This is a genomic window from Nocardiopsis codii, assembly GCF_036327455.1.
Lineage (GTDB): Bacteria > Actinomycetota > Actinomycetes > Streptosporangiales > Streptosporangiaceae > Nocardiopsis > Nocardiopsis codii.
Map to the genome: position 1 here is coordinate 195120 of NZ_JAUZMY010000001.1, position 19546 is coordinate 214665.

The 19546-nt window shown below is 69.9% G+C and carries 17 protein-coding genes and 1 tRNA gene; 12 read left to right on the plus strand and 6 right to left on the minus strand.

The window, feature by feature from the left end; all coding sequences use genetic code 11:
- Nucleotides 1-58: 58 nt before the first annotated feature.
- The 3 genes from Q8791_RS00770 to Q8791_RS00780 all read right to left on the minus strand — a co-directional run bounded on the left by Q8791_RS00770 (nucleotide 59) and on the right by Q8791_RS00780 (nucleotide 2646).
- Nucleotides 59-988 carry a 2-hydroxyacid dehydrogenase gene (locus tag Q8791_RS00770; protein ID WP_330089582.1) on the minus strand — a complete coding sequence of 310 codons (930 nt, stop codon included), beginning with the start codon at nucleotides 986-988 and terminating at the stop codon, nucleotides 59-61.
- Between the two features lie 171 nt (nucleotides 989-1159).
- A complete protein-coding gene (locus Q8791_RS00775; protein WP_330089583.1) occupies nucleotides 1160-1981 on the minus strand; it encodes a TrmH family RNA methyltransferase in 822 nt (273 codons plus the stop codon).
- A 101-nt stretch (nucleotides 1982-2082) separates the two neighbouring features.
- Nucleotides 2083-2646, minus strand: a complete 564-nt coding sequence (locus Q8791_RS00780) for a hypothetical protein (protein WP_330089584.1) — start codon at nucleotides 2644-2646, stop codon at nucleotides 2083-2085.
- A 460-nt stretch (nucleotides 2647-3106) separates the two neighbouring features.
- On the opposite strand from Q8791_RS00780, the gene Q8791_RS00785 reads away from it, so the two are divergent.
- The 8 genes from Q8791_RS00785 to Q8791_RS00820 all read left to right on the plus strand — a co-directional run bounded on the left by Q8791_RS00785 (nucleotide 3107) and on the right by Q8791_RS00820 (nucleotide 12532).
- A complete protein-coding gene (locus Q8791_RS00785; protein WP_407941936.1) occupies nucleotides 3107-4849 on the plus strand; it encodes a substrate-binding domain-containing protein in 1743 nt (580 codons plus the stop codon).
- 390 nt (nucleotides 4850-5239) lie between these two features.
- Nucleotides 5240-7000 (plus strand): substrate-binding domain-containing protein, encoded by a 1761-nt coding sequence (locus tag Q8791_RS00790; protein ID WP_330089586.1) that lies wholly within the window; start codon nucleotides 5240-5242, stop codon nucleotides 6998-7000.
- A 293-nt stretch (nucleotides 7001-7293) separates the two neighbouring features.
- Nucleotides 7294-7950 (plus strand): hypothetical protein, encoded by a 657-nt coding sequence (locus Q8791_RS00795; protein WP_330089587.1) that lies wholly within the window; start codon nucleotides 7294-7296, stop codon nucleotides 7948-7950.
- 99 nt (nucleotides 7951-8049) lie between these two features.
- Entirely contained in the window at nucleotides 8050-9810 is a 1761-nt protein-coding gene (locus Q8791_RS00800) for a DUF2510 domain-containing protein (RefSeq protein WP_330089588.1), read from the plus strand.
- 84 nt (nucleotides 9811-9894) lie between these two features.
- Nucleotides 9895-10545: an oligoribonuclease gene (gene orn / locus Q8791_RS00805; RefSeq protein WP_330089589.1), complete on the plus strand. Its 651-nt coding sequence runs from the start codon at nucleotides 9895-9897 to the stop codon at nucleotides 10543-10545.
- 67 nt (nucleotides 10546-10612) lie between these two features.
- A tRNA-His gene (locus Q8791_RS00810) sits at nucleotides 10613-10688 on the plus strand.
- Nucleotides 10689-11090: 402 nt separating this feature from the next.
- On the plus strand, nucleotides 11091-11648 hold the full coding sequence (locus tag Q8791_RS00815) for a type IV toxin-antitoxin system AbiEi family antitoxin domain-containing protein (protein WP_330089590.1): 558 nt from the start codon (nucleotides 11091-11093) through the stop codon (nucleotides 11646-11648).
- Complete coding sequence (locus Q8791_RS00820; RefSeq protein WP_330089591.1) at nucleotides 11645-12532, plus strand: nucleotidyl transferase AbiEii/AbiGii toxin family protein; 888 nt, start codon at nucleotides 11645-11647, stop codon at nucleotides 12530-12532. The genes Q8791_RS00815 and Q8791_RS00820 overlap by 4 nt, the downstream gene beginning before the upstream one ends.
- A gap of 1168 nt (nucleotides 12533-13700) precedes the next feature.
- Here Q8791_RS00820 and Q8791_RS00825 read toward each other — a convergent pair.
- Nucleotides 13701-14198, minus strand: coding sequence for an ATP-binding protein (locus Q8791_RS00825; protein ID WP_330089592.1), 498 nt, complete (start codon nucleotides 14196-14198; stop codon nucleotides 13701-13703).
- Nucleotides 14199-14378: 180 nt separating this feature from the next.
- Here Q8791_RS00825 and Q8791_RS00830 point away from each other — a divergent pair, with 180 nt between their 5' ends.
- Nucleotides 14379-15206 (plus strand): helix-turn-helix domain-containing protein, encoded by an 828-nt coding sequence (locus Q8791_RS00830; protein WP_330089593.1) that lies wholly within the window; start codon nucleotides 14379-14381, stop codon nucleotides 15204-15206.
- On the plus strand, nucleotides 15199-15375 hold the full coding sequence (locus Q8791_RS00835; RefSeq protein WP_330089594.1) for a DUF397 domain-containing protein: 177 nt from the start codon (nucleotides 15199-15201) through the stop codon (nucleotides 15373-15375). The genes Q8791_RS00830 and Q8791_RS00835 overlap by 8 nt, the downstream gene beginning before the upstream one ends.
- Nucleotides 15376-15379: 4 nt before the next feature.
- Here the strand turns inward: Q8791_RS00835 and Q8791_RS00840 are convergent, their stop codons facing one another.
- The gene (locus Q8791_RS00840) at nucleotides 15380-15850 is read right to left on the minus strand and encodes an NUDIX hydrolase (RefSeq protein ID WP_330089595.1); all 471 of its coding nucleotides are present in this window, start codon (nucleotides 15848-15850) and stop codon (nucleotides 15380-15382) included.
- 24 nt (nucleotides 15851-15874) lie between these two features.
- Entirely contained in the window at nucleotides 15875-17104 is a 1230-nt protein-coding gene (locus tag Q8791_RS00845; RefSeq protein WP_330089596.1) for a helix-turn-helix domain-containing protein, read from the minus strand.
- 163 nt (nucleotides 17105-17267) lie between these two features.
- Here Q8791_RS00845 and Q8791_RS00850 point away from each other — a divergent pair, with 163 nt between their 5' ends.
- Both Q8791_RS00850 and Q8791_RS00855 read left to right on the plus strand, forming a co-directional pair.
- A complete protein-coding gene (locus tag Q8791_RS00850) occupies nucleotides 17268-18515 on the plus strand; it encodes a methionine adenosyltransferase (protein ID WP_330089597.1) in 1248 nt (415 codons plus the stop codon).
- A 4-nt stretch (nucleotides 18516-18519) separates the two neighbouring features.
- Nucleotides 18520-19422: a sulfatase-like hydrolase/transferase gene (locus Q8791_RS00855; RefSeq protein ID WP_330089598.1), complete on the plus strand. Its 903-nt coding sequence runs from the start codon at nucleotides 18520-18522 to the stop codon at nucleotides 19420-19422.
- The last annotated feature ends 124 nt before the right edge of the window (nucleotides 19423-19546 follow it).

Consider the following 19546-nt stretch of genomic DNA (forward strand, 5'->3'; position numbering starts at 1 on the left):
GGAGGGCCCGCGGTCCCCGCGGAGGGCCGCCGGCGTCCGGCGGGCTCGGGAGGTCGCGCTAGCGGGAGGTGTCCCCGGTCTGGACGACGTTGGCCAGGGGCTGCCCCGAGGCCCAGCGGGCCAGCTGGGTGTCCATGAAGGCGCGGGCGCGCGGGTAGAAGGCGGCGGCTCCGCCCGCGATGTGCGGGGTGAAGAACACACCCGGCGCGTCCCAGAGGGGGTGGTCCACGGGCACCGGCTCGGGGTCGGTGACGTCGAGGGCGGCGCGCACCCGGCCGTTCTCCGCCAACAGGGCCCGGGTGTCCAGGACCGCTCCCCTCCCCACGTTGACCACGAGCGCGTCGTCGCGCAGCAGGGCGAACTCGCGGGGGCCGAAGAGGCCGCGGGTGGCCTCGGTGAGCGGGGTGACCATCACGACGATGTCGACACCGGGCAGCAGGTCGTGCAGCTCGTCGACGCCGTGCACGTCCTCGTCGGGGCGGGCCCGGCTGGCCACGCGGACGACCTCGGTCTCGAAGGGGAGCAGGCGCCGCTCGATGGCCTTGCCGATGCTGCCGTAGCCGATGATCATCACGCGCGAGTCGGCCAGGGAGCGCAGCGGGACGGCCTCCCAGCGGTGGTCCCTCTGGGCGAGCGCCCACCGGGGGAGGTCGCGCTGGGCGGCGAGGATCAGCGCGAGGGTGTGCTCGGCGGTGCTGGCGTCGTGCAGCCCGCGGCCGTTGCACAGGGTCACGTGGTCGGGGACCAGGGGCAGGACGTGCTCATAGCCCGCGGAGAGGAGCTGGACGACCTCCAGCGAGGGCATCCGCGCGATCACGTCGAGACGCTCGTCGACGCCCTGGGAGGAGGGGATGTACGGCACCTGGTAGAAGGCGACGTCCTCGAGTCCGCCCTCGGGAGCGGCTCCCCCGGCGTAGAGGTCCACCGTCAGGGAGTCCGGGGCGCTCGCCCTGTTCTGCTCCCACTGCACCAGTGCTCTGCCACCCATGTCGCCGCATCCCTTCCCTCGGTCCGTGTCACGGCCACCCTAGTGTCCCGCGCGCGCCGCAGTCCGATGGTGGGACGAATCACACGTTCGTTCCGGACCTTCCGCGGGCCGTGGGGGCGGGGCGGCGGCCTCCCCGGTGCGCCCCGGGGGACGGCGCGCACGGCGTACCGGTCAGGGGCGTGCGACGCGCGCCAGCTCGTAGCAGGCGATGGCCGCGGCCGCGGTGACGTTGAGGGAGTCGACATCGCGCTCGGCCATCGGGATGTGCACCCGCGCCGTGGCCCGCTCCAGCCAGCGCGCGGACAGCCCGTCGCCCTCGGTGCCCAGCAGCAGGCCGACCCGGTCCGTGGGGGCCAGGGCGGCCATGGCGTCGCCGATCGGCACCGACCCCTCCCCCGGCGTGAGCGCCATGAGGTGGAACCCGGCCGAGCGCAGGGTGTCCAGCCCGCCGTGCCAGTCGTCCATACGGGTGTGGGGCAGGGTGAAGACCGCGCCCATGGACACCTTGACCGACCGCCGGTACAGGGGATCGGCGCAGCGGGGCGCGAGAACGACGGCGTCCACGCCCAGGCCCGCGGCGCTGCGGAAGATGGCGCCGACGTTGGTGTGGTCGACCAGGTCCTCCAGGACGACGATGCTGCGGGCCCCCCGCAGGACCTCGTCGAGCGCGGGCAGGGCCCGGCGGTGGAAGGCCGCCAGCGCACCCCGGTGCAGGTCGAAACCGACGAGCCGCTCCGCGGTGTCCTCGGAGACGACGTACAGGGGCGCGTCGGAACCGGTGACCACGTCGTCGAGGGCCTCGGCCCGGCGTTCGGTGAGCAGGAAGCTGCGGGGGCGGAACCCGGCCGCGGCCGCCCGGCGGATGACCTTGTCGCCCTCGGCCATGAAGAGGCCGTGCTCGGCCTCCAGGTGGCGGCGCAGGTTCACGTCCCGCAGACGGGTGTAGTCGGCCAGGCGCGGGTCCTCGGGGTCACTGACCTTGATGGCGTCCATGGGACACGATTATCTCCTGCCCGGAGTGCACGGACGCCGGGGCCGGGAGCGCGTCCCGGTCGGGCGGGGCCGCGGGCTCCGCCCGCCGACGGGCCGTCCGATCAGCCGATCTGGTCGGTGAGTGCGCGCAGGCGCTGCCAGCGCGCCTCCTCGCAGGAGCCCTTGCGGGTGAGCGTCGTCTCGACCTCCTGGCCCTCCCAGGTGCCGACGACGGTGGCCTCCTCCTGGCCGTACACCTTGTCGGTGCAGACGGTGCCCTCGCCGACCTCGGTGAACAGCTGTTCCCCGCCCGGGTCCGCGGCGGTGGTGGGTTCGACGTCGACCCCGGCCGCAGCCTGCTCGGGCACTTCCTCGGTGCCCTGCGCGCCCTCGGTCTCCCGCTGGAACTCCGAGGAGGCCAGGCCCAGGTCGGCGCAGGTGACGGGGTCCTCCTCGACGTCGCCGGTGCAGCGCAGCGTCTGCACCCAGGCACGGTCGCGGTCGCTGACCTGGATCTGGAGGAAGCCGATCGGCCCCAGTTCGGCCACCTGCTCCGGCTCCGGGGCGATCGGGCCCGCGTCGGGGGTCATCGCGGTGGTGGCCTGGACGTCCTGCGGTGGCAGCATCGACGGACCGACGACCACCCCATAGGTGATCGCGCCGACGCAGCAGGCGCCGGCGAGCATGGCGGTACCGAGTGTGCCTCGGTTCCGGTGGTCACGATGCGATGGGGACATACCAAAAACCCTCGGGGGTCGGTTGGTCACAAGTCGTCCACTGGGGAGTGTGAGTCGGGGTGGACGCCAGGGGCGGGGCCCAAGCTTAGCGGTCGGTGCGGATCACTCCTCCGAGAGCACCGTAACAAAGCGATCACCCCGATCCGGTGGCTCCGGGGCGCCCCGCGTGTACGGTCCGCCCCTTCCGCTCCACCGTTACCAACGAGTAAGGTCCACCTGAGGAATCGTTCGCGCCCCAGGGCGCGGTCGTTCGTACCCCACCCTGTGGGACGCCGGCCGGCGCGTGATGGTTCGCCCCTTCCCCTACCGCGGGTGCGGGACGCCACCCCCTGCGGCCTCCCCTCGCACCCACCCGGCTTCCGGGCGGCCACCGGTCGGAAGCCGGACACCGCCACCCCCCGGAGTGCCCGTGTCCAGTGGACGCCACCGTCATCCCTCCCCGGCAGGCCGGACCACCCGCAGTGTGTTCCGGTCCCCGCTGGGAGTCACCGCGATCGTCGTCGCCCTCATCGCGGTCGCCGCGATCGCGGTCCCGGTCGCCCTGAACTCACTGGGCTGCGGCGACGTCCGCTACCTGCGCGTGTCCGCGACCCAGAGCATCGCCCCGGTGCTGCGCGAGGCCGCCACCGAGTTCAACGCCGACCGTCCCGGCTACGGCGGCGCGTGCGTCTACGCGCAGGTCGACGAGATCGCACCGCACCGCATCATGACCGCGCTGTCCGGCGGGCAGCCGGGCGACTCCACCATCGCCCCCCACGTGTGGGTGCCCGAGTCGTCGGCCTGGGTCGAGCTGGCCCGGGTCTCGGCGGGCGGAACACACGGCATCGGGACCGACCCGCCGTCCCTCGCGTCCTCGCCCGTGGTCCTGGCCGCCCCCGAGCGGACCGACGGCATGCCCGCACCCGACGACACCAGCTGGACCACGGTCCTGCCCGGCGCCCGGGACCCGGAGCGCCCTCTGGTCATGGTCGACCCCAACCGCGGCGCCGACGGCATGACGGTCATGCACGCCGTGCGCCGCCACCTGGGCACCGGCGACGACGCCGACACCGCCATGACCGACTTCGTGCGCGACGTGCAGATGGACAGCGCGTTCGGCGAGATCGACCTCGGCACCTTCCACACGGGCTCGGCGGCCTCCGGACAGCGCGTGGACCCGGTGATCGTCGTCCCGGAACAGGCCGTGGTGTCCTACAACCTGGACCGCGCGGAGTCCGCGCCCCCGTTGGACGCCCACTACCCAGCCGAGGGCACCGTCAGCCTCGACTACCCCTACGTCACCACCACCGACGACACGGCGCTGTGGTCCGCGGCGGCGGACCTGTACGAGGTGCTGGGCGACGAGGCCTACCGCTCACGCCTGCGCGAGCTGGGGTTCCGCGACCCCGACGGGAGCGCGTCGCCGGGCCTGGCCGACCGCCCCGGCCTGATCCCGCAGGAGCCCGCCACCCACGACGACCTGACCGGCGACGCCCTGCTGGCCTCGGTCACCGACTGGAACCGGCTGTCGATGCCCAGTCGCACGCTGGTGCTCGCCGACGTCTCGGCCAACATGGCGGACGACCTCGACGGCGCGAACGGGCCGACCAGGATGGAGGCCGCCCTCCAGGCCGCCCTGCTGGGCCTGTCGCTGTTCCCCGACGAGACCGACATGGGCCTGTGGCTGATGTCGGACGGGTACGGCGAGGAGGGCCGCGAGGAGTCGGCCGACATGCACCAGCTGGGCACCTCGGACGGTGACGGGGACACGACCCGCCGCCAGGAACTCACCACCGTGGCCGAGGGGGTCGAGGTGCGCGGCGGCGGCTCCCGCCTGTACGACAACATCCTCGCCGCCTACAACGAGGTCCAGGACGGCTACCACGAGGACAAGATCAACAGCGTCATCCTGCTGACCGCCGGCCAGGACGAGGGATCCAGCGACATCTCGCACGCGGAACTGGTGGCGGCGCTGCAGGACCGGTTCGACCCCCAGCGGCCGGTCAGCATGTTCATCATCGCCTTCGGCTCCCAGGCGGAGGAGGCGGAACTGAGGCAGGTCGCCGCCGCCACCAGCGGTTCCGCGTTCGTGACCGACGACCCGGACGAGATCGGCGACATCTTCCTCAGCTCGATCTCCCGCAGGCTGTGCGTTCCGAACTGCGACAACTGAGGCGGCGCCCCGGTCGGTTCCGGTGCCCTCCACCACCGGGAACGGCCGTCGACGGCGACGGATGGTCTCGATCGGATATCGGAATCAGGTTACGGTCCGACCGCTTCAGATTTCCCGGCCCGTGAGAAAACGAACCGAATATCCCGAGGTAACCGGCGCTGAGCTCAGGTTCACCTCGCGTGCACCCCGGGGCCACCGGTACGCCACCCGCCCGGTCGGCATTCACTACGGCTGGTCGGTTGAGTACCGTTCCCACCAGTAACACACCGGTGGCCGGTTCACTCCGATGTGGACCGGTACGCACGGCCCGTCCCGGGCCGGTCGCCCCCGAACCGGCATGTCTCCCCCCTGTACGGCGACCCCGTCGTACATCACCCCGTGAGGAAAGCTGTGGGACGTCACCGCGGAAGATACGCAGAAGAGCCCTCCCGCCGGGCCAGGCGCCGGCGCGGCCGGGGCGGAGCCTTCGTGGCCCTGGCCGCCGCCCTCGTGATCGTGCTCGGCCTCGCCGCGGCGGGCGTGTACATGTTCGGCGGTTCCGACGGCTGCGGCGGCTCCGACATCGCGCTCGACGTGGCCGTCAGCCCCGAACTCGCACCCGCCATCGACCAGGTCGCCTCCGACTTCAACGCCGGGGAGAGCAAGGTGGACGGGCGCTGCGTGCACGCCGCGGTGCGCCAGGTCGACTCCGCCAACGTCGCCTACCAGATCACCGGTTCGGGCGCGACCATGGGCGACACCGAGTCCGACGTGTGGATCCCCGACTCCTCCGTGTGGCCGCGCCTGGTCCAGAGCCAGGCCGGGGACGCCGTCATCACCGAGACCGGCACCTCCGTGGCCCGCTCACCGCTGGTCCTCGCCGAACTCGCCGAGTTCGCCGACGGGGAGGCGGGCCTCGCCTGGGCGGACGTCATCCCCACCTCCGCCCCCGGTGAGGAGTCCGAGCGCAGTGTGCGCGTCGTCGACCCCGCGCGCAGCTCCACCGGGCTGGGCACCCTGTCCCTGCTACAGGCCGCGCTGGAGGAGTCGAGCCCCGACGCCGACACCTTCAACGCCCACATGACGGCCGCCCTCCAGGCGTTCCACCAGGGTGCGTCCTCCGACGAGGACGCCGCGTTCCTCGCGCTCAGCGGCGGCCAGGCCGACTCCCCTCCCGCGATGGTGATGTCCGAACAGGCCGTGTGGCGCTACAACGCGGCGCACGCGGACGCCTCCGCCCGCGCCAACTACCTTGAGGGCGGCACCTACTACCTCGACTACCCGTACGTGGTGCGCAGCGAGGACAGCGACATCACCCGCGCCGCAGAGGTGTTCAGGGAGGCGGTGCGCTCGGACGAGGCGCTCCCCCACATCCTCGGGCAGGGGTTCCGCGGCCCCGACGACCAGGTGGACGCCTCCGTCCTCACCGGCGACGTCGGCTTCGCGGAGGACGCCCCCTCGGAGCTGCCCACCCCCTCGGACGGGGCCGTCACCGATCTGACACGGTCCTGGAACCAGCTCAAGATGGACTCCCGGGTGCTCTCGATCGTGGACGTCTCCGGATCGATGCTCGCCGAGGTGCCCGGCACCGGGATGACGCGCATGCAGGTGACGGGCGCCGCCGCCACGGAGGGCCTCCAGATGTTCACGCCCACCTCGGAGCTGGGCCTGTGGGAGTTCTCCACCAACGTCAACAACAACCTGCACTACCAGGAGCTGGCGCCCGTCCGCGAACTCCAGGCCGCGGGGGACGACGGGACCGAGCACCGCGACGTCATCGCCGGGGCGCTGGCCGGGCTCCAGCCCCGCCCGCAGGGCGACACCGCACTGTACGAGACCTACCTGGCCGCCTACCAGGAGATGTCGCGCACCTACCGGCCCGACCGGACCAACGTCATCCTGATGCTCACCGACGGGGACAACGACAACCCCGGCGGGATGGAACTGGACGAGCTGATGACGCAGATCGACGACATGGCGAGCCCCTCCCGGCCCATCCCGATCATCACGATCGCGTTCGGGCCGGACGTACAGAACCTGGAGCCGCTCCAGGAGATCGCCGCGGCCACGGGCGGCGCCGCCTACATGACGGAGGACCCCACCGAGATCGGTGACATCTTCCTCCAGGCGTTCTCGTTGCGGCTCACCGAGGACGATCCCGGCACCGGGTGACGGCGCCCGCTCCGGCGGGACCGCGGAGCGGCCCGGACGTGGTCGGGAACCGCGTCCGGGCCGCCCGTCGTGTCACGGCGCCGAGGCGTGACTGGGGGTGACAAGACCCTGTCCTACGGAGAAGGGGATATGGACTTCTCACCCGCGGTGGCGTACCCAGGGAAGGGCCGGGAACCGCCGCCCGGGCGCCCGGCCCCTCGCGGAGGGGGCGTGCCCCGCGGTCGGGGGAGCCGGGCCCCGGGCCTCCCCCGCAGCGTCGGGCCCGGCCACACGACGACCCGATTGGGAGTGCCATGGCGAAGGCGTGGATGCCCGGTGCCGAGAGACTCGACGGCGGGACCACCCGAACACCCCCCGGCGCGGGCGCGCCGCGCGCCGTGTGGACGGTGACGGGCTCCGACCCCGGATCGTGGTCCGCCCAGGAGGAGGCGCGGCGGCTCGTGGGCGAGGGCCGCGCGACGCACCTGGTGTGGAATCCCCTGACCGGTGGGACCGTCCAGACCCTGGCCGCGACCCGGCGCTGCCGTCTGGAACTGGGCAGCACCGACCTGTACGAACAGCACCTCGACCACGGGCACGAGGGCCGTGTGTGCCTGGTCGTGTCGGTGGTGGCCTTCCGGGAGACCCCGTTCACGGACGGCCCGATGCACGGCCTGGGTCCGCTCCTCGCATGGCTGGAATCCTGGGGGGTGCGCCGGGCGTGGCCCGCCGGGCCGCCCGGGGGCGACGGCCCCAAGCCGGAGGAGGCGGCCCGCGCGTGGGCCAGGGGCGGACACTTCGGCCACGACCAGGTCCCGGGTTCGTCCGCGAAGGGGCCGGGCCGGCTGGACACCGCGTTCCTGTTATCGGCGGGGACGGAACCCTCCGGCGCGGGCGGGGACACGGTCCCCGGTCTCCTGTCGCGGAGCCCCCACACCGACCCCGCACCACAACCCTCGGCGACCCCTTGAACACGTAATGCGACCGTCCCGTGATCCACGCTCCCGTGAGCACGGGGAACCGGGTACCACTGGTCGAGCGCCGCCCCGCCACCCCTTAGTCTGTCGCCCATGGGTGGATCTATCGAACCGGGTTGGTATGCGGACCCGCGGGGCGACGCGCAGACGCTCAGATGGTGGAACGGCGACGAGTGGACGCGGCACACCCGTTCACTGAGCGAACTCCAGGGCGGTGGCGGCGTCCCCGAGGACGAGGAGCCCGCCACGACGTTCCTGGGCGCCTCCGACCGCGGGGACTCCGCTCCCCCCGCCGAGGAGGAGGCCGGGACCGTACGGCTGGGCTCCTCCGCACCGGCGGCCGCGCCGATCGACGACGAGCCCAGCACCATGCGCATCAGCCCGTCATGGGCCCAGGGCACCACCGAACCGCCCGCTCCGGTCGACGACGAGCCGAGCACCATGCGCATCAGCCCCTCGTGGGCGCAGGGCGCCTCCGAGGACGAGACGCCCACCGCCGACGTGCGCGGCCCCAGTGAGGACGAGGAGCCGACCGCGGACCTGAGCGGCGTCGGCGCCACCATGCGCGTGAACCCCGGCGACCTCCCCGGCCGGGACCAGGACGAGGCGCCCACCGCCGACTTCGGCGACGACGAGATCCCCACGGCCAACCTCACCGACGACGACATCCGTCCCAACCCGCACACCCCGGTGTTCAGCCCCTCCGCCGACGCCCCCCACACCGCCGTCTTCACACCGTCCGCGCAGGAGCCCTCCGGGACGGCCGTGTTCGACCCCAACGACCCGATGTTCTCGGGCGGCGGGAACGACGGGTCCGAGGAGGGCAAGGGCGGCAAGTTCAACAAGTTCCTGGGCAGCCTCAAGGAGGGGTGGTCCGACCTCTCCGAGGAGCGCAAGGAGCAGCGCCGCAAGGCCGAGGAGGAGGCCGCCAAGCAGCGCGAGGAGGAACGCGCCCGCAAGGAGGCCGAAGCCCAGGCGGAGGCCGGGCGCCGCGAGGAGGAGGCCAAGCGCCTCGCCGAGGAGCAGGCCCGCAACCCGGTGGGGCAGCCCCCCGGGCAGGCGCCCGGTACCGGCACGGCCGTTCCCGGCGAACCGCAGCCCGGGCAGCCGTGGCCCTCCCAGACCCCGGGACCGCAGGCGCAGCCCCCCGGCCAGCAGACCTCCGGGCCGCAGGTGCCGGGGCGGCAGCCCGCCGGACCGCAGAGCCAGGGTCAGCAGCCCTCGGGGGCGCAGACGCCCGCGCAGCAGTACCCGGGCGCCCCGCCCTTCTCGGGTCCGCAGCAGGGGCACATGGCCCCGCCGTCCGCCCCCTCCGGACCGTATCCGGGCGCCTTCCCCCCGGCGCAGCGCTCCGGCCCGCAGCACCCTCCGTCGGGCCCCCAGCCGGGCTACCCCCCGCCGCACCACCAGGGCGGTTTCCCCCCGCCCGGGTACCCGCCGCAGCAGATGGGCAACCCGAACATGGGCGGTCGCCCCCACCAGGGTCCCCCCATGCCGCCCCCGCAGCAGATGGGCCGCCCCCCGCAGGGCCCGCCGCCCGGGTACCCCCCGGGCGCCGGCTTCCGTGCGGGCGGCCCCGGCATGCCCGGCGGGCAGCCGCCGATGGGCGGACCCCACGGAGGCCACCAGCAGCAGTGGGGCCCGGGTCCGGGCGGACAGCCGCCCGGCGGACGGCCGTACCCGCAGCAACCCCCGCAGCCGCCCCGCAGGAAGAAGAAGCGCGGCTGCGGCTGCGGATGCTTCTTCTTCCTGCTGATCATCGTGGTGGCCGTCGTCCTGGGCTACCTCCAGTTCTGGGGCGTCTACGACTGGATGAACGCCTTCTTCGGCGTCAGCGGCCTGGTCTGGGACTGACCGCGACCCCTGGGGCGGTCGGGCCACGGGCCCGGCCGCCCTTCGTCATCCCCGGCACTTCCCGCAACCTCTAAGCTGACCGGTATGAATGACAGTTTGGTGTGGATCGACTGCGAGATGACAGGCCTCGACTTCGAGAACGACGCTCTGATCGAGGTGGCCTGCCTGATCACCGACGGTGAGCTCAACGTCCTCGACGAGGGCGTCGACGTCGTGATCAAACCCCCGCAGGCCGCACTGGACCGCATGGGCGACTTCGTCCGCAACATGCACACCACGTCCGGCCTGCTGGAGGAGCTGGACAAGGGCGTCACCCTGCAGGAGGCCGAGGACATGGTCCTGGAGCACATCCGGCAGTACGTGACCGAGCCCCGCAAGGCCCCGCTGTGCGGCAACTCGATCGCCACGGACCGCACGTTCCTGGCCCGCGACATGAAGCGCATCGACGAGTTCCTCCACTACCGGATGGTGGACGTGTCCTCCATCAAGGAGCTGCTGCGCCGCTGGTACCCGCGCGTGTACTACGCGAGCCCGGACAAGAACGGCGGGCACCGGGCGCTCGCCGACATCACCGAGAGCATCCGTGAACTGCGCTACTTCCGCGCCACCGCGTTCGTCGCCGAACCCGGCCCCAGCTCGGCCGAGGCACGCTCCGTCGCCGCCGACGTGGTCGCCGGGGGCAACGGACTCAAGGCCCGTGACGGGGCCGTCGGGGACGCCGGGGCGGAAAACTGATCGAAGCACTCTCCGGAGTCCGCTAAGATTTCATACGTACGCAAGGCCGTGAGGCCGAGCGGACGTGGTGGGTGTAGCTCAGCCGGTAGAGCACTTGGTTGTGGTCCAAGAAGTCGCGGGTTCAAGTCCCGTCACTCACCCCAGAAGCAAAAGCCCCTGACCAGCGCAGACGCGCAAGGGTCAGGGGCTTTTGCGTTGCCGGGGGTGCACCAGCGGGTGCACGGGGCCCAGAACACGGGCCGGTGAGTGCGCACCGCCCATCCCGTCACTCACCGATGCGCCGGGGGTGCACGGCGTGCACCCCCGCCCCGAAACGACGCATACCCGCCCGGCACCGAACCCCCGCATCCACGGGCATCAGCGGCGATCAATGGATCGAACGGGCACCCCTGCCGAACCGTGGAGAGACCGTCGAGAACCCCCCGACGCGCCCCCCGCCCACGCCCGAACAGGGCCGGATCCCCGGGCCGGACATGTGGCTTGTGGAACAAAACGTGCACAGATAAAGTTACCTGTACACGTAACGGATCATGGAGGTGAGCGTCTTGGAGATCCTGCGACCCGAGCAGACGCCCGACCTCGGCATGTCCAAGAGCACCCTGTACCGCGCCGCCCGCGACGGAAGGTACGAGCGCATCGCACGGGGCATCTACCGCCCCGCCGACGCCCCGGCCGCGGACTGGGACTGGATCGAAGCAGCGACCCGACGACCCGAGGCGACGATCTGCCTCACCTCCGCCCTGGCCCACCACGACCTGACCGACTCCATCCCGGACGCCGTGGACGTCGCGATCCCGCGCGGCACCCGCATTCCGGCGACCCGGTCCGCGATCAAGTGGCACCTGCTCGCGAAGCAGACCTTCGACCTCGGCCGCTCCGAGATCCCCGTTCCAGGAACGGAACTGCGCATCGGCCTCTATTCACCCGAGCGCAGCATCGCGGACGCGTTCCGGCTCCGGGGCGACCTCGGGTACGAGCTGGGAAGGGACGCCCTGCGCGAATGGCTCCGCCGCGGTGGCAAGCCGGCGCAACTCATGTCGATCGCAGCCCGCCTGCCCCGGGCAAGGGGCCCGGTCCTGCACGCACTGGAAGTACTCACGTGACCAGCGGCGACGAGGTGTTCCGGCAGATCCAGAAGAAGGCGAGGGCGGCCTCGGCCGCCGAAGGCAGGCCCGTACCGACCGCCGAGTACCTCACCAGGCACGCGCTCGAATCCTTCCTCGACCGGCTGACCCGGACGGCGCACAAGGACGACTTCGTCCTGAAGGGCGGCATCCTCCTCGCCGTCTACGGGGTTCGCCGCCCCACCAAGGACGTCGATTCGGAGGCGATCAGGACCACGGTCACACCTGAGGTCATCACACAGGTCATCCGTGACGTGGCCGGAGTCCGGGTCGACGACGGCCTGGTCTTCGACCTCACCACAGTGAACGTGCGGGAGATCCGCGACCAGGCGGACTACCCGGGTCTGCGCATGCGGGTCACCGCCCACATCGGCTCCCAGAGGACCGTCGTCGCCTGGGACATCTCGACGGGGGACCCGATCGTCCCGTCGCCGAAGCCGGTCAGGCTACCCCGCATCCTCGGGGACAGGATCGAGATGCTCGGCTACGCCCCCGAGACCACGCTGGCCGAGAAGGGCGTGACGATCCTGGAACGCGGCATCACCAGCACCCGCTGGCGCGACTTCGTCGACATCGTCCAGTTGGCCGCCCAGCACGACATCGACGGGGAGCTGCTGCTGGAGTCCGCGCGAGCCGTCGCCCGCTACCGCAAAGTCGAACTCGCACCGATCTCACCCGTGATAGAGGGGTACGGCGCCGTGGGCCAGACCAAGTGGGCGGCGTGGCGGCGCAAGGAAGGCCTTGAGGACATCAGCGAAGCCGACCTCGACGACCAGATGGCGAAGGTCGCGGAAGTGATCGACCCCGTGTTCTCGCATGGTCAGGGCGCCGCAGGCGCGACGGCGTCGACCACCGGCCTCTAGGGCCGGGCGCGCGGACCGGCCACGAAACCGCACCGAACACCGCGTCCTGGACATCAGCGGCGATCGACGGGTGGACCGGACACCCCTGCTGGCCTGCGAAAAGATCTGCGAGAACCTTCGCCGATTCCCTTCGCTCCGGCCCGCACCCAAGCGATGGTCCACGCATGGCAACCATCAACCAGCGCACGCTGGCCGACGGGCGCATCTGCTACTGGGTGCCTGCTTTTCTTCGTAAGAAGTCGAGGAAGAGCCCGGATTCGATAACAGAGGACGCAGATTCCTCAGACCGCCGGCGTTGAGATCGCGAGCCGGATCGCTGAGGCTTCGGGATTTGCCCGAACACTCTCAAAAACCGCCGGGCGGTGCCGCGCACGGCACCGCCCGGGGCGAGGATCTCGGCTCAGGTGGCCATGCTCAGCCAGGTTCGCACTAGGGAGGCCAACTCATCGAGCTCCCCGGGGTCTGCCTGAGCCGTCGGCTCCGGCGGGCGAGGTCCCACCTTGCTTGTGCCGTGGAACAGGTAGGGGCGTACCCCGCGCACACCGTCGTCATCGACGCACCACCCCTGCTCCAAGGGGTGCGGCAGGCGAGGGCGCGGCATCAGCACAGGTTCGTCGGAAACGGGCCTGTCATCACGGGCTGCGAGCGGAGCGCTTCGCGGCCGTGGCCGGTCCGTCCTAGCCGCGGCGGTCCTGTTTCGTAGGGCGGGCCTTGCACCTTTGAGCGCGGCCGCTTGAGGTGGCTGCAACTGCTGCCGCTCCTGGCGCGGGTCCACCGCACTGCACAGCAGCGCTGCCAGTAGCACGCCGAACAGCCACCGCACCTGGTGTGCCCATCCTCGGGCGGGTTTGCGGTGCCGACCGCTAGGCTTCTCCACGATCTCCTCCTGCTTTTCTCAGGTGGGGATTCAGCCCCGGTCAGGTGCTGTGAACACCGGGCCGGGGCGCCTCCACTGGCTCTACTCATGGGCCGCGCGGGGCGGGCCGGTGGCAGTGGTTCCGGTGTCGTACGCCATCCGGAACTGCGCTTCCCGCCCGCACCACACAAAGGGCATAAAATCCCTGAACCGTACGGAAATAAGTACCGATTCCGCCGGACTGGTCGATGTTCGCTTGGACGAGCGAGGTTCTTCAATACCCGCCACTGGGAAACGACATCGCATTCGGGATCACAACGGCCGGCGGGTCCGCCCGGAACGGTCGAAAGCAGCACGAACCGTCAACGGCCCTCCCACGCCCCCGGAGACGTCCCAGAACAAAGCCATGGCATCCACCAGCGCCAGACCGTACCCACCTTCGGCCGGCTCGGGTTCGGCCCCCTCGACCCCGGACCTGGTGGGCGCGGAGGGCACGGTGACCTTCGCGCCCGGCCTGGGGCCGTCGTCGCTGACACGGAGCAGGAACAGGCGCGGACGCCGCTGGATCTCGATCCTCACCCGACCGCCCTCAAGCCCGGACGCGGTGTGTTTGAGGGCGTTGGCGTGCAGCTCGGCCAGGGACACCAGCAGCGGGTGGGCGGCGGAGGGTGTGGTCCTGGTGGCCTGCATCGCCCACCTGCGCGCGGCCTTCACATGGTGGGGGCCGGGTCCGCAGACCAGGCCGCTGGTGCATGGGTCGGTGTGGCGGATACGCCTGGGCAGGTCGAGAGAGGTCTCAGCCGGAGTCATGGATTTCCACCGGATCCTTTCGCCGTGGTCGTGGTCACTGTGTGTGAGCCCGCAACGAAAGGATGTGGCTCCGGGGAAGGATCTGTAAGCGTGTTCGGATAACCCGTGAATTTTCCAGGGGCCTCTGGAATCTTCTGGAATCCCTCCACGACCCATGTGTTGGCGTGGTCATATGAACGCATGACCCCTGACGAACGCACCTTGAAGGCTTTCGGACGCGAACTGCGCAGGCTCCGGAACGAAGCCGAACTGACCCAGGAGTCCGTCGCACGCCGTATCAGCGAGCGCGGAACCGCGATCAGCAACTCCCACGTCTCCGACATCGAGAAGGGCAAAGCGGTGGCCCGCCCTTGGCTTCGGCGGGCCCTCGACGAGACGCTGCAAGGGGGAGGGCGGCTGGAACGACTGTGGGAGGAACTCACGGGATCCGGCCGCCGGGCTTGGTTGCACGAGGTAGCCGAACGCACCCACGGGGCTGATGCCCTGTACGAGTACCAGGCTCTGGTGTTCCCGGTGTATCTACAGACCGAGGCCTACTCGCGGGCCGTGATCCGCTACGGTGCTCCCTGGCTATCGGCGAACGAACTCGCCGAGCGCGCCCAGCAAAGGGCTCGCAGGGCGCAGCAGATGGCCAAGGCGCTCTCCCCTGTCATCTGGCTCGTGGTCGACCAGTCCCTGCTCATGCGCCGCTACGGTTCGGCCCAGGTGCAGCTGGAGCAGCTCGAATACGTGGTGGATCTGGTGGAGAGGGAACGCGTCAATCTGCTGGTGGTCCCCGTGGATGAGCCACGCCACGCGGGCAACAACGGCCCCTTCCGGGTCATCACTTCGGCCGATCAGCCCGAGGTGGTCTACGTGGAGTCAGCTCACCAGGGGCAGATCATCACCGCGACCAACGAGGTGGGGCGCTACCGGATGTGGTTCGCGGCCTTGCAGGGCGTGGCCTGGGGACCGGATGAGACCCTGAAGACCATCCATAACGAGATGAAGAGGATCAACGGTGACTGAGTGGCACAAGTCGTCCTACAGCGGCGGCAACAACGAGTGCGTCGAGGTCCGCGAGCACAGCACCGGCGCGGACGTGCGCGATACACAGAATCGCGCGCGCGGCCAGCTCGCCTTCACCTCGGACGAGTGGAGCGCCTTCGTCAACGCTCTCCACCTCACCAACGGGTAAGCGCCTACGAGATGGTCTCACCACTCTCCAAGTAGACCGTCGTGCTTGCCTGACGGGCTCGTACGCCATGGACGATCCTGCGCGCGAGCCGAGGGATCGTCACTGCCTCGATCGAGGCCACGTCATGGAACTCGTATCCGGTCAACTCTGCCGGATCGAGAGTGATCTGTTCCTGCCAGCCCCGGTCAAGCACTCCCCCATCGAAGACGAACAACTGCTTGTCTCCCTCGGAGGGGTTGGGCGCCCAGTCCACCACCAGGAGTCGCCCGATGGGCGGAGCGATTCCCAGCTCCTCCTCCACCTCGCGAACTGCGGCTTGAGTCGGTGTCTCCCCGTGCTCGATGTAGCCGCCGGGGATGTCCAGGTAGTCCTTGTAGGAGGGAACCACCATCATCACCCGCCCCCGTTCGTCGAAGAACAGGGCGCCGGCAGCTACCCGGGGGCGTGCGAAGGATTCCGTGGGGTCAGAGGCCATGTCCTGACACTAACGGCCTCCGAGTCAGAACATCCCCATCCGGTGCGCCAAATCCGCCAGCCTCCGATCCCGTCTTGCCGCCTTGGTCCGCATCATGCGCCCCACGATTTGATGGCTCATCACGTGCCGGTGGACATGAGAGGCTGCCAACCTCTCCGCCTCCAACATGCGCTCAACGGCTGACGGGATCTCGTTGATGTTCGCGAACGCTCCGGCCACGTCGAAGAGGTGACGTACCCGCCTCTCTCGTGGCAGGGCCGCGGTATCGATACCAATTCCCAGTTCGAGGACAGCACGCGGATCTCCGAGACTGGCGGCAACGGTCACTCTGTGCAGGACCACGTTGGTCGGTCCGAACGCCGTCCACAGATGGTTGGCGTCTCGCCCGAGCTGGGAAGCGACGCGTTCGGCCTCGTCCAGGTAACCGACTGCACTGGAACGGTCCCCGTTGCGCGCTGCCGCTACGGCTCCCGGCAACAACAGGGTGCCGTAGACGGACAGCAGACGTGCGTTGGTGGGACGACCGCCCTGCTCCTGCCGCAGATACGAAGCGGCTTCCCTTGTCAGCGCGACAGCCGTCTCATGTTGCCCGCGTGAGTGGAGGGAGTGCACCCCCGAACGCATCAGGGAACCCTGCAGGGTCAGGTCGCCGTAGTCGAAGGCCGCCTTCATGCCTCGCTCCGTCGCGATCCAAGCCAGATCTGATTCTCCGACTTTGGTGAGGATCATCGCGCACGCCTGACAAGCCAGGGCGAGCAGAGCTCCGGCTCGCCGCCTCTGCCCGCCCTCGTAGACACGCACCGCGGTCTGCGCCCGAGCGAGGAGGTCGGGGAGCCCACGAAACACCCGGCTGTAGTCGGATGCTTGGTAGGCGCCCATGACCGTTTCTGTCTCGTTTCGAAGAAAGCGCAGGTCCGGGCGCTCACCGTTGTTCTCAGCGAACGGGAAAACAGAGCTGATCTGCCGGTAGTCCATCAAGACTGACCGGATTTCAGCGACATGCACGTCCGTTTCATTGTGGTGCCCATGGTGTGCGTGGTCTCCGATCAGATCGACAACAGAAACGCTGAGGGCATCGGCCAGTGAACTGATCACCGAGAGGCGGTCCAAAGGTGCCCGGTCGTTCTCGACCTTGCCCAGCCAGTCGGCCGTTCGTCCGACCAGGCCCGCCAGCACCTCTTGAGAAAGGCCGCGCCGGAGCCGGTGCCAGGCGACCCGCTGGCCGGGGCTGAGCTGAGGGGAACTCGGAGGCATCGGAGCCCTTCCTGGACACCCCGGAATTTCTTTCCGGGTTACGCGGAGAACGTGGCCTTAACTTCCTAACACCCCGCCTGGCCGCACAGAAGACCCGGCCATCCCTCTCATCTGGCATTCCCTCGAAGCTCGTTAACGGACTTGACCAAAGAGGAGACAGTCAATGCGCATAACCTGCCACGAAGTCCTCGCTCTCAGCACGGACTCCGGGTTCAACGTGGTCGAACGCAAGGGCATCGGTCACCCCGACTCGCTCGCCGACCTCATCGCGGAGGAGTTCTCCCGCCGCTACTCACTCCACGGACTCGACCGGTTCGGAGTGGTCCCGAACCACTGGGTGGACAAGATCGCCCTGGTCGGCGCCGAGGCTGAGGTCGTCTTCGGTCGCTACACGGTTCACAAGCCCATCAGCGCGTACTTGTTCGGCAAGGTGACGCGCTCGGTGGGCGACCGGTCCATCCCGATCGAGGGACTGTTCCGAGCGGCGGTCGAGGACGTCTTGACCCAGGCGACCGGTAGTGAGGACATCATCCGTTCCGTGCGCAGCGTCGTGGAGAACACCGCGGGTGTCGGAGCGGACCACCCCGCCTCGTTCTACCGTCCCTCCGCTGGCGAGGAGTGCCGTGTTCCGGGTGGCGGCGCGCTGGCCAACGACACGGCCTTCTGTAGCGCCTATGCCCCTGCCGATCCCTTGGACGTCCTGGCGATCGACGTGGAGAACCATGTCAACGGTCCCTCTTTCAAGGACGGGCTTGACGGCCTCGGTTCCGACGTCAAGGTCATGCTGGTCCGGGCTGGGATCGTGTTGGAGATGACGGTCTGCCTTCCGGTGCGCCCCGAGGCGGTCGGCTCGCACCGTAAGTACACGGCCCTGGTAGCCGAGGCATATGGCCGCCTCGACGCCTTCATCAACGAGCATCCGATCGTCCGGCGGCAACCGTGGCTGACGCGGTTGAGCGTCAACACCAAGGACCACGGCAGCGGTGCCTACCTGGCGCCCTTCGGGACCTCGCTGGGCAAGGGCGACTGCGGGCTGGTCGGTCGGGGCAACAAGGCCAACGGCGTCATCTCCGCCAGCAGCGGGGCGGGTGTGGAGGCCCTGGCCGGGAAGAACCCCGTACACCACACCGGGAAGCTGTACACGCTCGCCGCCGCACGCCTGGCTGACCGCATCCACGCCAAGCTTGGTGTGCCCAACGAGGTCGTGCTCGTCTCGCGCAACGGCGACCGCCTGGACGACCCGTCGTTCGTCGGCGTTCGACTGGCACAGCGCGACAGCCGTGTCGACCACAGCATTGTCGAGGAATTGACCGCCGCGACGCTGGCCGAGCTTCCGCTACTCTCCGAGCGCCTTCTCACGCTGTCCCCGATCGACCGCTTCCGCTCCCCGTCGCTGGTCCTGAAGGTGTGAGCCGATGGCGAACATCGACCTGGCCGAGCGCAGCGTCATCCTGGTCACCCTGGACTCGTGCCGCTACGACGTCGCGGCGAGCGCGCACACCCCGAACCTGGCGAATCTCGGCCCGCTGCTGAGGGCTGAGAGCCCGGGAACCTACACACTTCCCGCCCACGCCGCGTTGTTCAACGGCTTCCTGCCCCGACCGGTCTCAGGGCCCCTCACCGTCGACGGGAACAAAGCGGACTCGATCTGGCGTTCGTCAGCTGCCCGTCCCTCGACGCGCCATGCCGCAGTCCCCTTCGACGGCTCCACCCTGATGGCGCATTACAGCAGGAAGGGCTACCGAGTAGTGGGTGCCGGCGGTGTCACCTTCTTCGACTCCTCGAATCCGGCCAACGGTCTGCCGAAGCTGTTCCCGGAGTTCCACTACTTCGGCCACCCCTTCCGCCCCTCGGCCACTCCAAGGGCTCGTGTCGCCGATCGCGGTGAAGACCTGCCGTTGGCCCACACTCGGATGCTCGCGGACCTGTGTTTGGAGGCCGAACGGTTCTTCCTGTTCGTCAACTGCTCCAGCACGCACATCCCCTACACGACCCCCTTCAGCCCCCTCACCAAGCGGAACAAGGAACTCATCCAACGTCTCTACCAACTGCACGACTCCCAGCAGAACGCCTCCGACGATGACCTCCTGACCGCTGAAGACATCGAAGTACTCCTGGACATGCAGAGGCGCGCCCTGGAATGGGCCGACACCCGTTTGGGCGACCTCTTCTCACGGCTGGACGCACGGCGCCCCCTGGTAGTGGTCTGCGCCGACCACGGCGAGGAGTTCGGAGAGGGCGGCAGGTTCGGCCACGCACACCCGCACCCGACGGTCGCCACGGTGCCCTTGTGGTGCGGCGTATTGGGCGGGGAATGATCCATGACCGACCTCCAACCCTGGTTCACGCATCCCGCAATCACTGCGGCTTCCTCCGAAGGAGTCCGGACACGGCTAGGCATCTCCCCCAACCAGGAGTCCTTCCGCGCCGGTGTCCTTCGAA

Coding starts and splice junctions, on each gene's coding strand:
- Q8791_RS00770 (WP_330089582.1), bottom strand. CDS start 988: ATGGGTGGCAGAGCACTGGTGCAGTGGGAGCAGAACAGGGCGAGCGCC.
- Q8791_RS00775 (WP_330089583.1), bottom strand. CDS start 1,981: ATGGACGCCATCAAGGTCAGTGACCCCGAGGACCCGCGCCTGGCCGAC.
- Q8791_RS00780 (WP_330089584.1), bottom strand. CDS start 2,646: ATGCTCGCCGGCGCCTGCTGCGTCGGCGCGATCACCTATGGGGTGGTC.
- Q8791_RS00795 (WP_330089587.1), top strand. CDS start 7,294: ATGGCGAAGGCGTGGATGCCCGGTGCCGAGAGACTCGACGGCGGGACC.
- Q8791_RS00800 (WP_330089588.1), top strand. CDS start 8,050: ATGGGTGGATCTATCGAACCGGGTTGGTATGCGGACCCGCGGGGCGAC.
- orn (WP_330089589.1), top strand. CDS start 9,895: ATGAATGACAGTTTGGTGTGGATCGACTGCGAGATGACAGGCCTCGAC.
- Q8791_RS00825 (WP_330089592.1), bottom strand. CDS start 14,198: ATGACTCCGGCTGAGACCTCTCTCGACCTGCCCAGGCGTATCCGCCAC.
- Q8791_RS00830 (WP_330089593.1), top strand. CDS start 14,379: ATGACCCCTGACGAACGCACCTTGAAGGCTTTCGGACGCGAACTGCGC.
- Q8791_RS00840 (WP_330089595.1), bottom strand. CDS start 15,850: ATGGCCTCTGACCCCACGGAATCCTTCGCACGCCCCCGGGTAGCTGCC.
- Q8791_RS00845 (WP_330089596.1), bottom strand. CDS start 17,104: ATGCCTCCGAGTTCCCCTCAGCTCAGCCCCGGCCAGCGGGTCGCCTGG.
- Q8791_RS00850 (WP_330089597.1), top strand. CDS start 17,268: ATGCGCATAACCTGCCACGAAGTCCTCGCTCTCAGCACGGACTCCGGG.
- Q8791_RS00855 (WP_330089598.1), top strand. CDS start 18,520: ATGGCGAACATCGACCTGGCCGAGCGCAGCGTCATCCTGGTCACCCTG.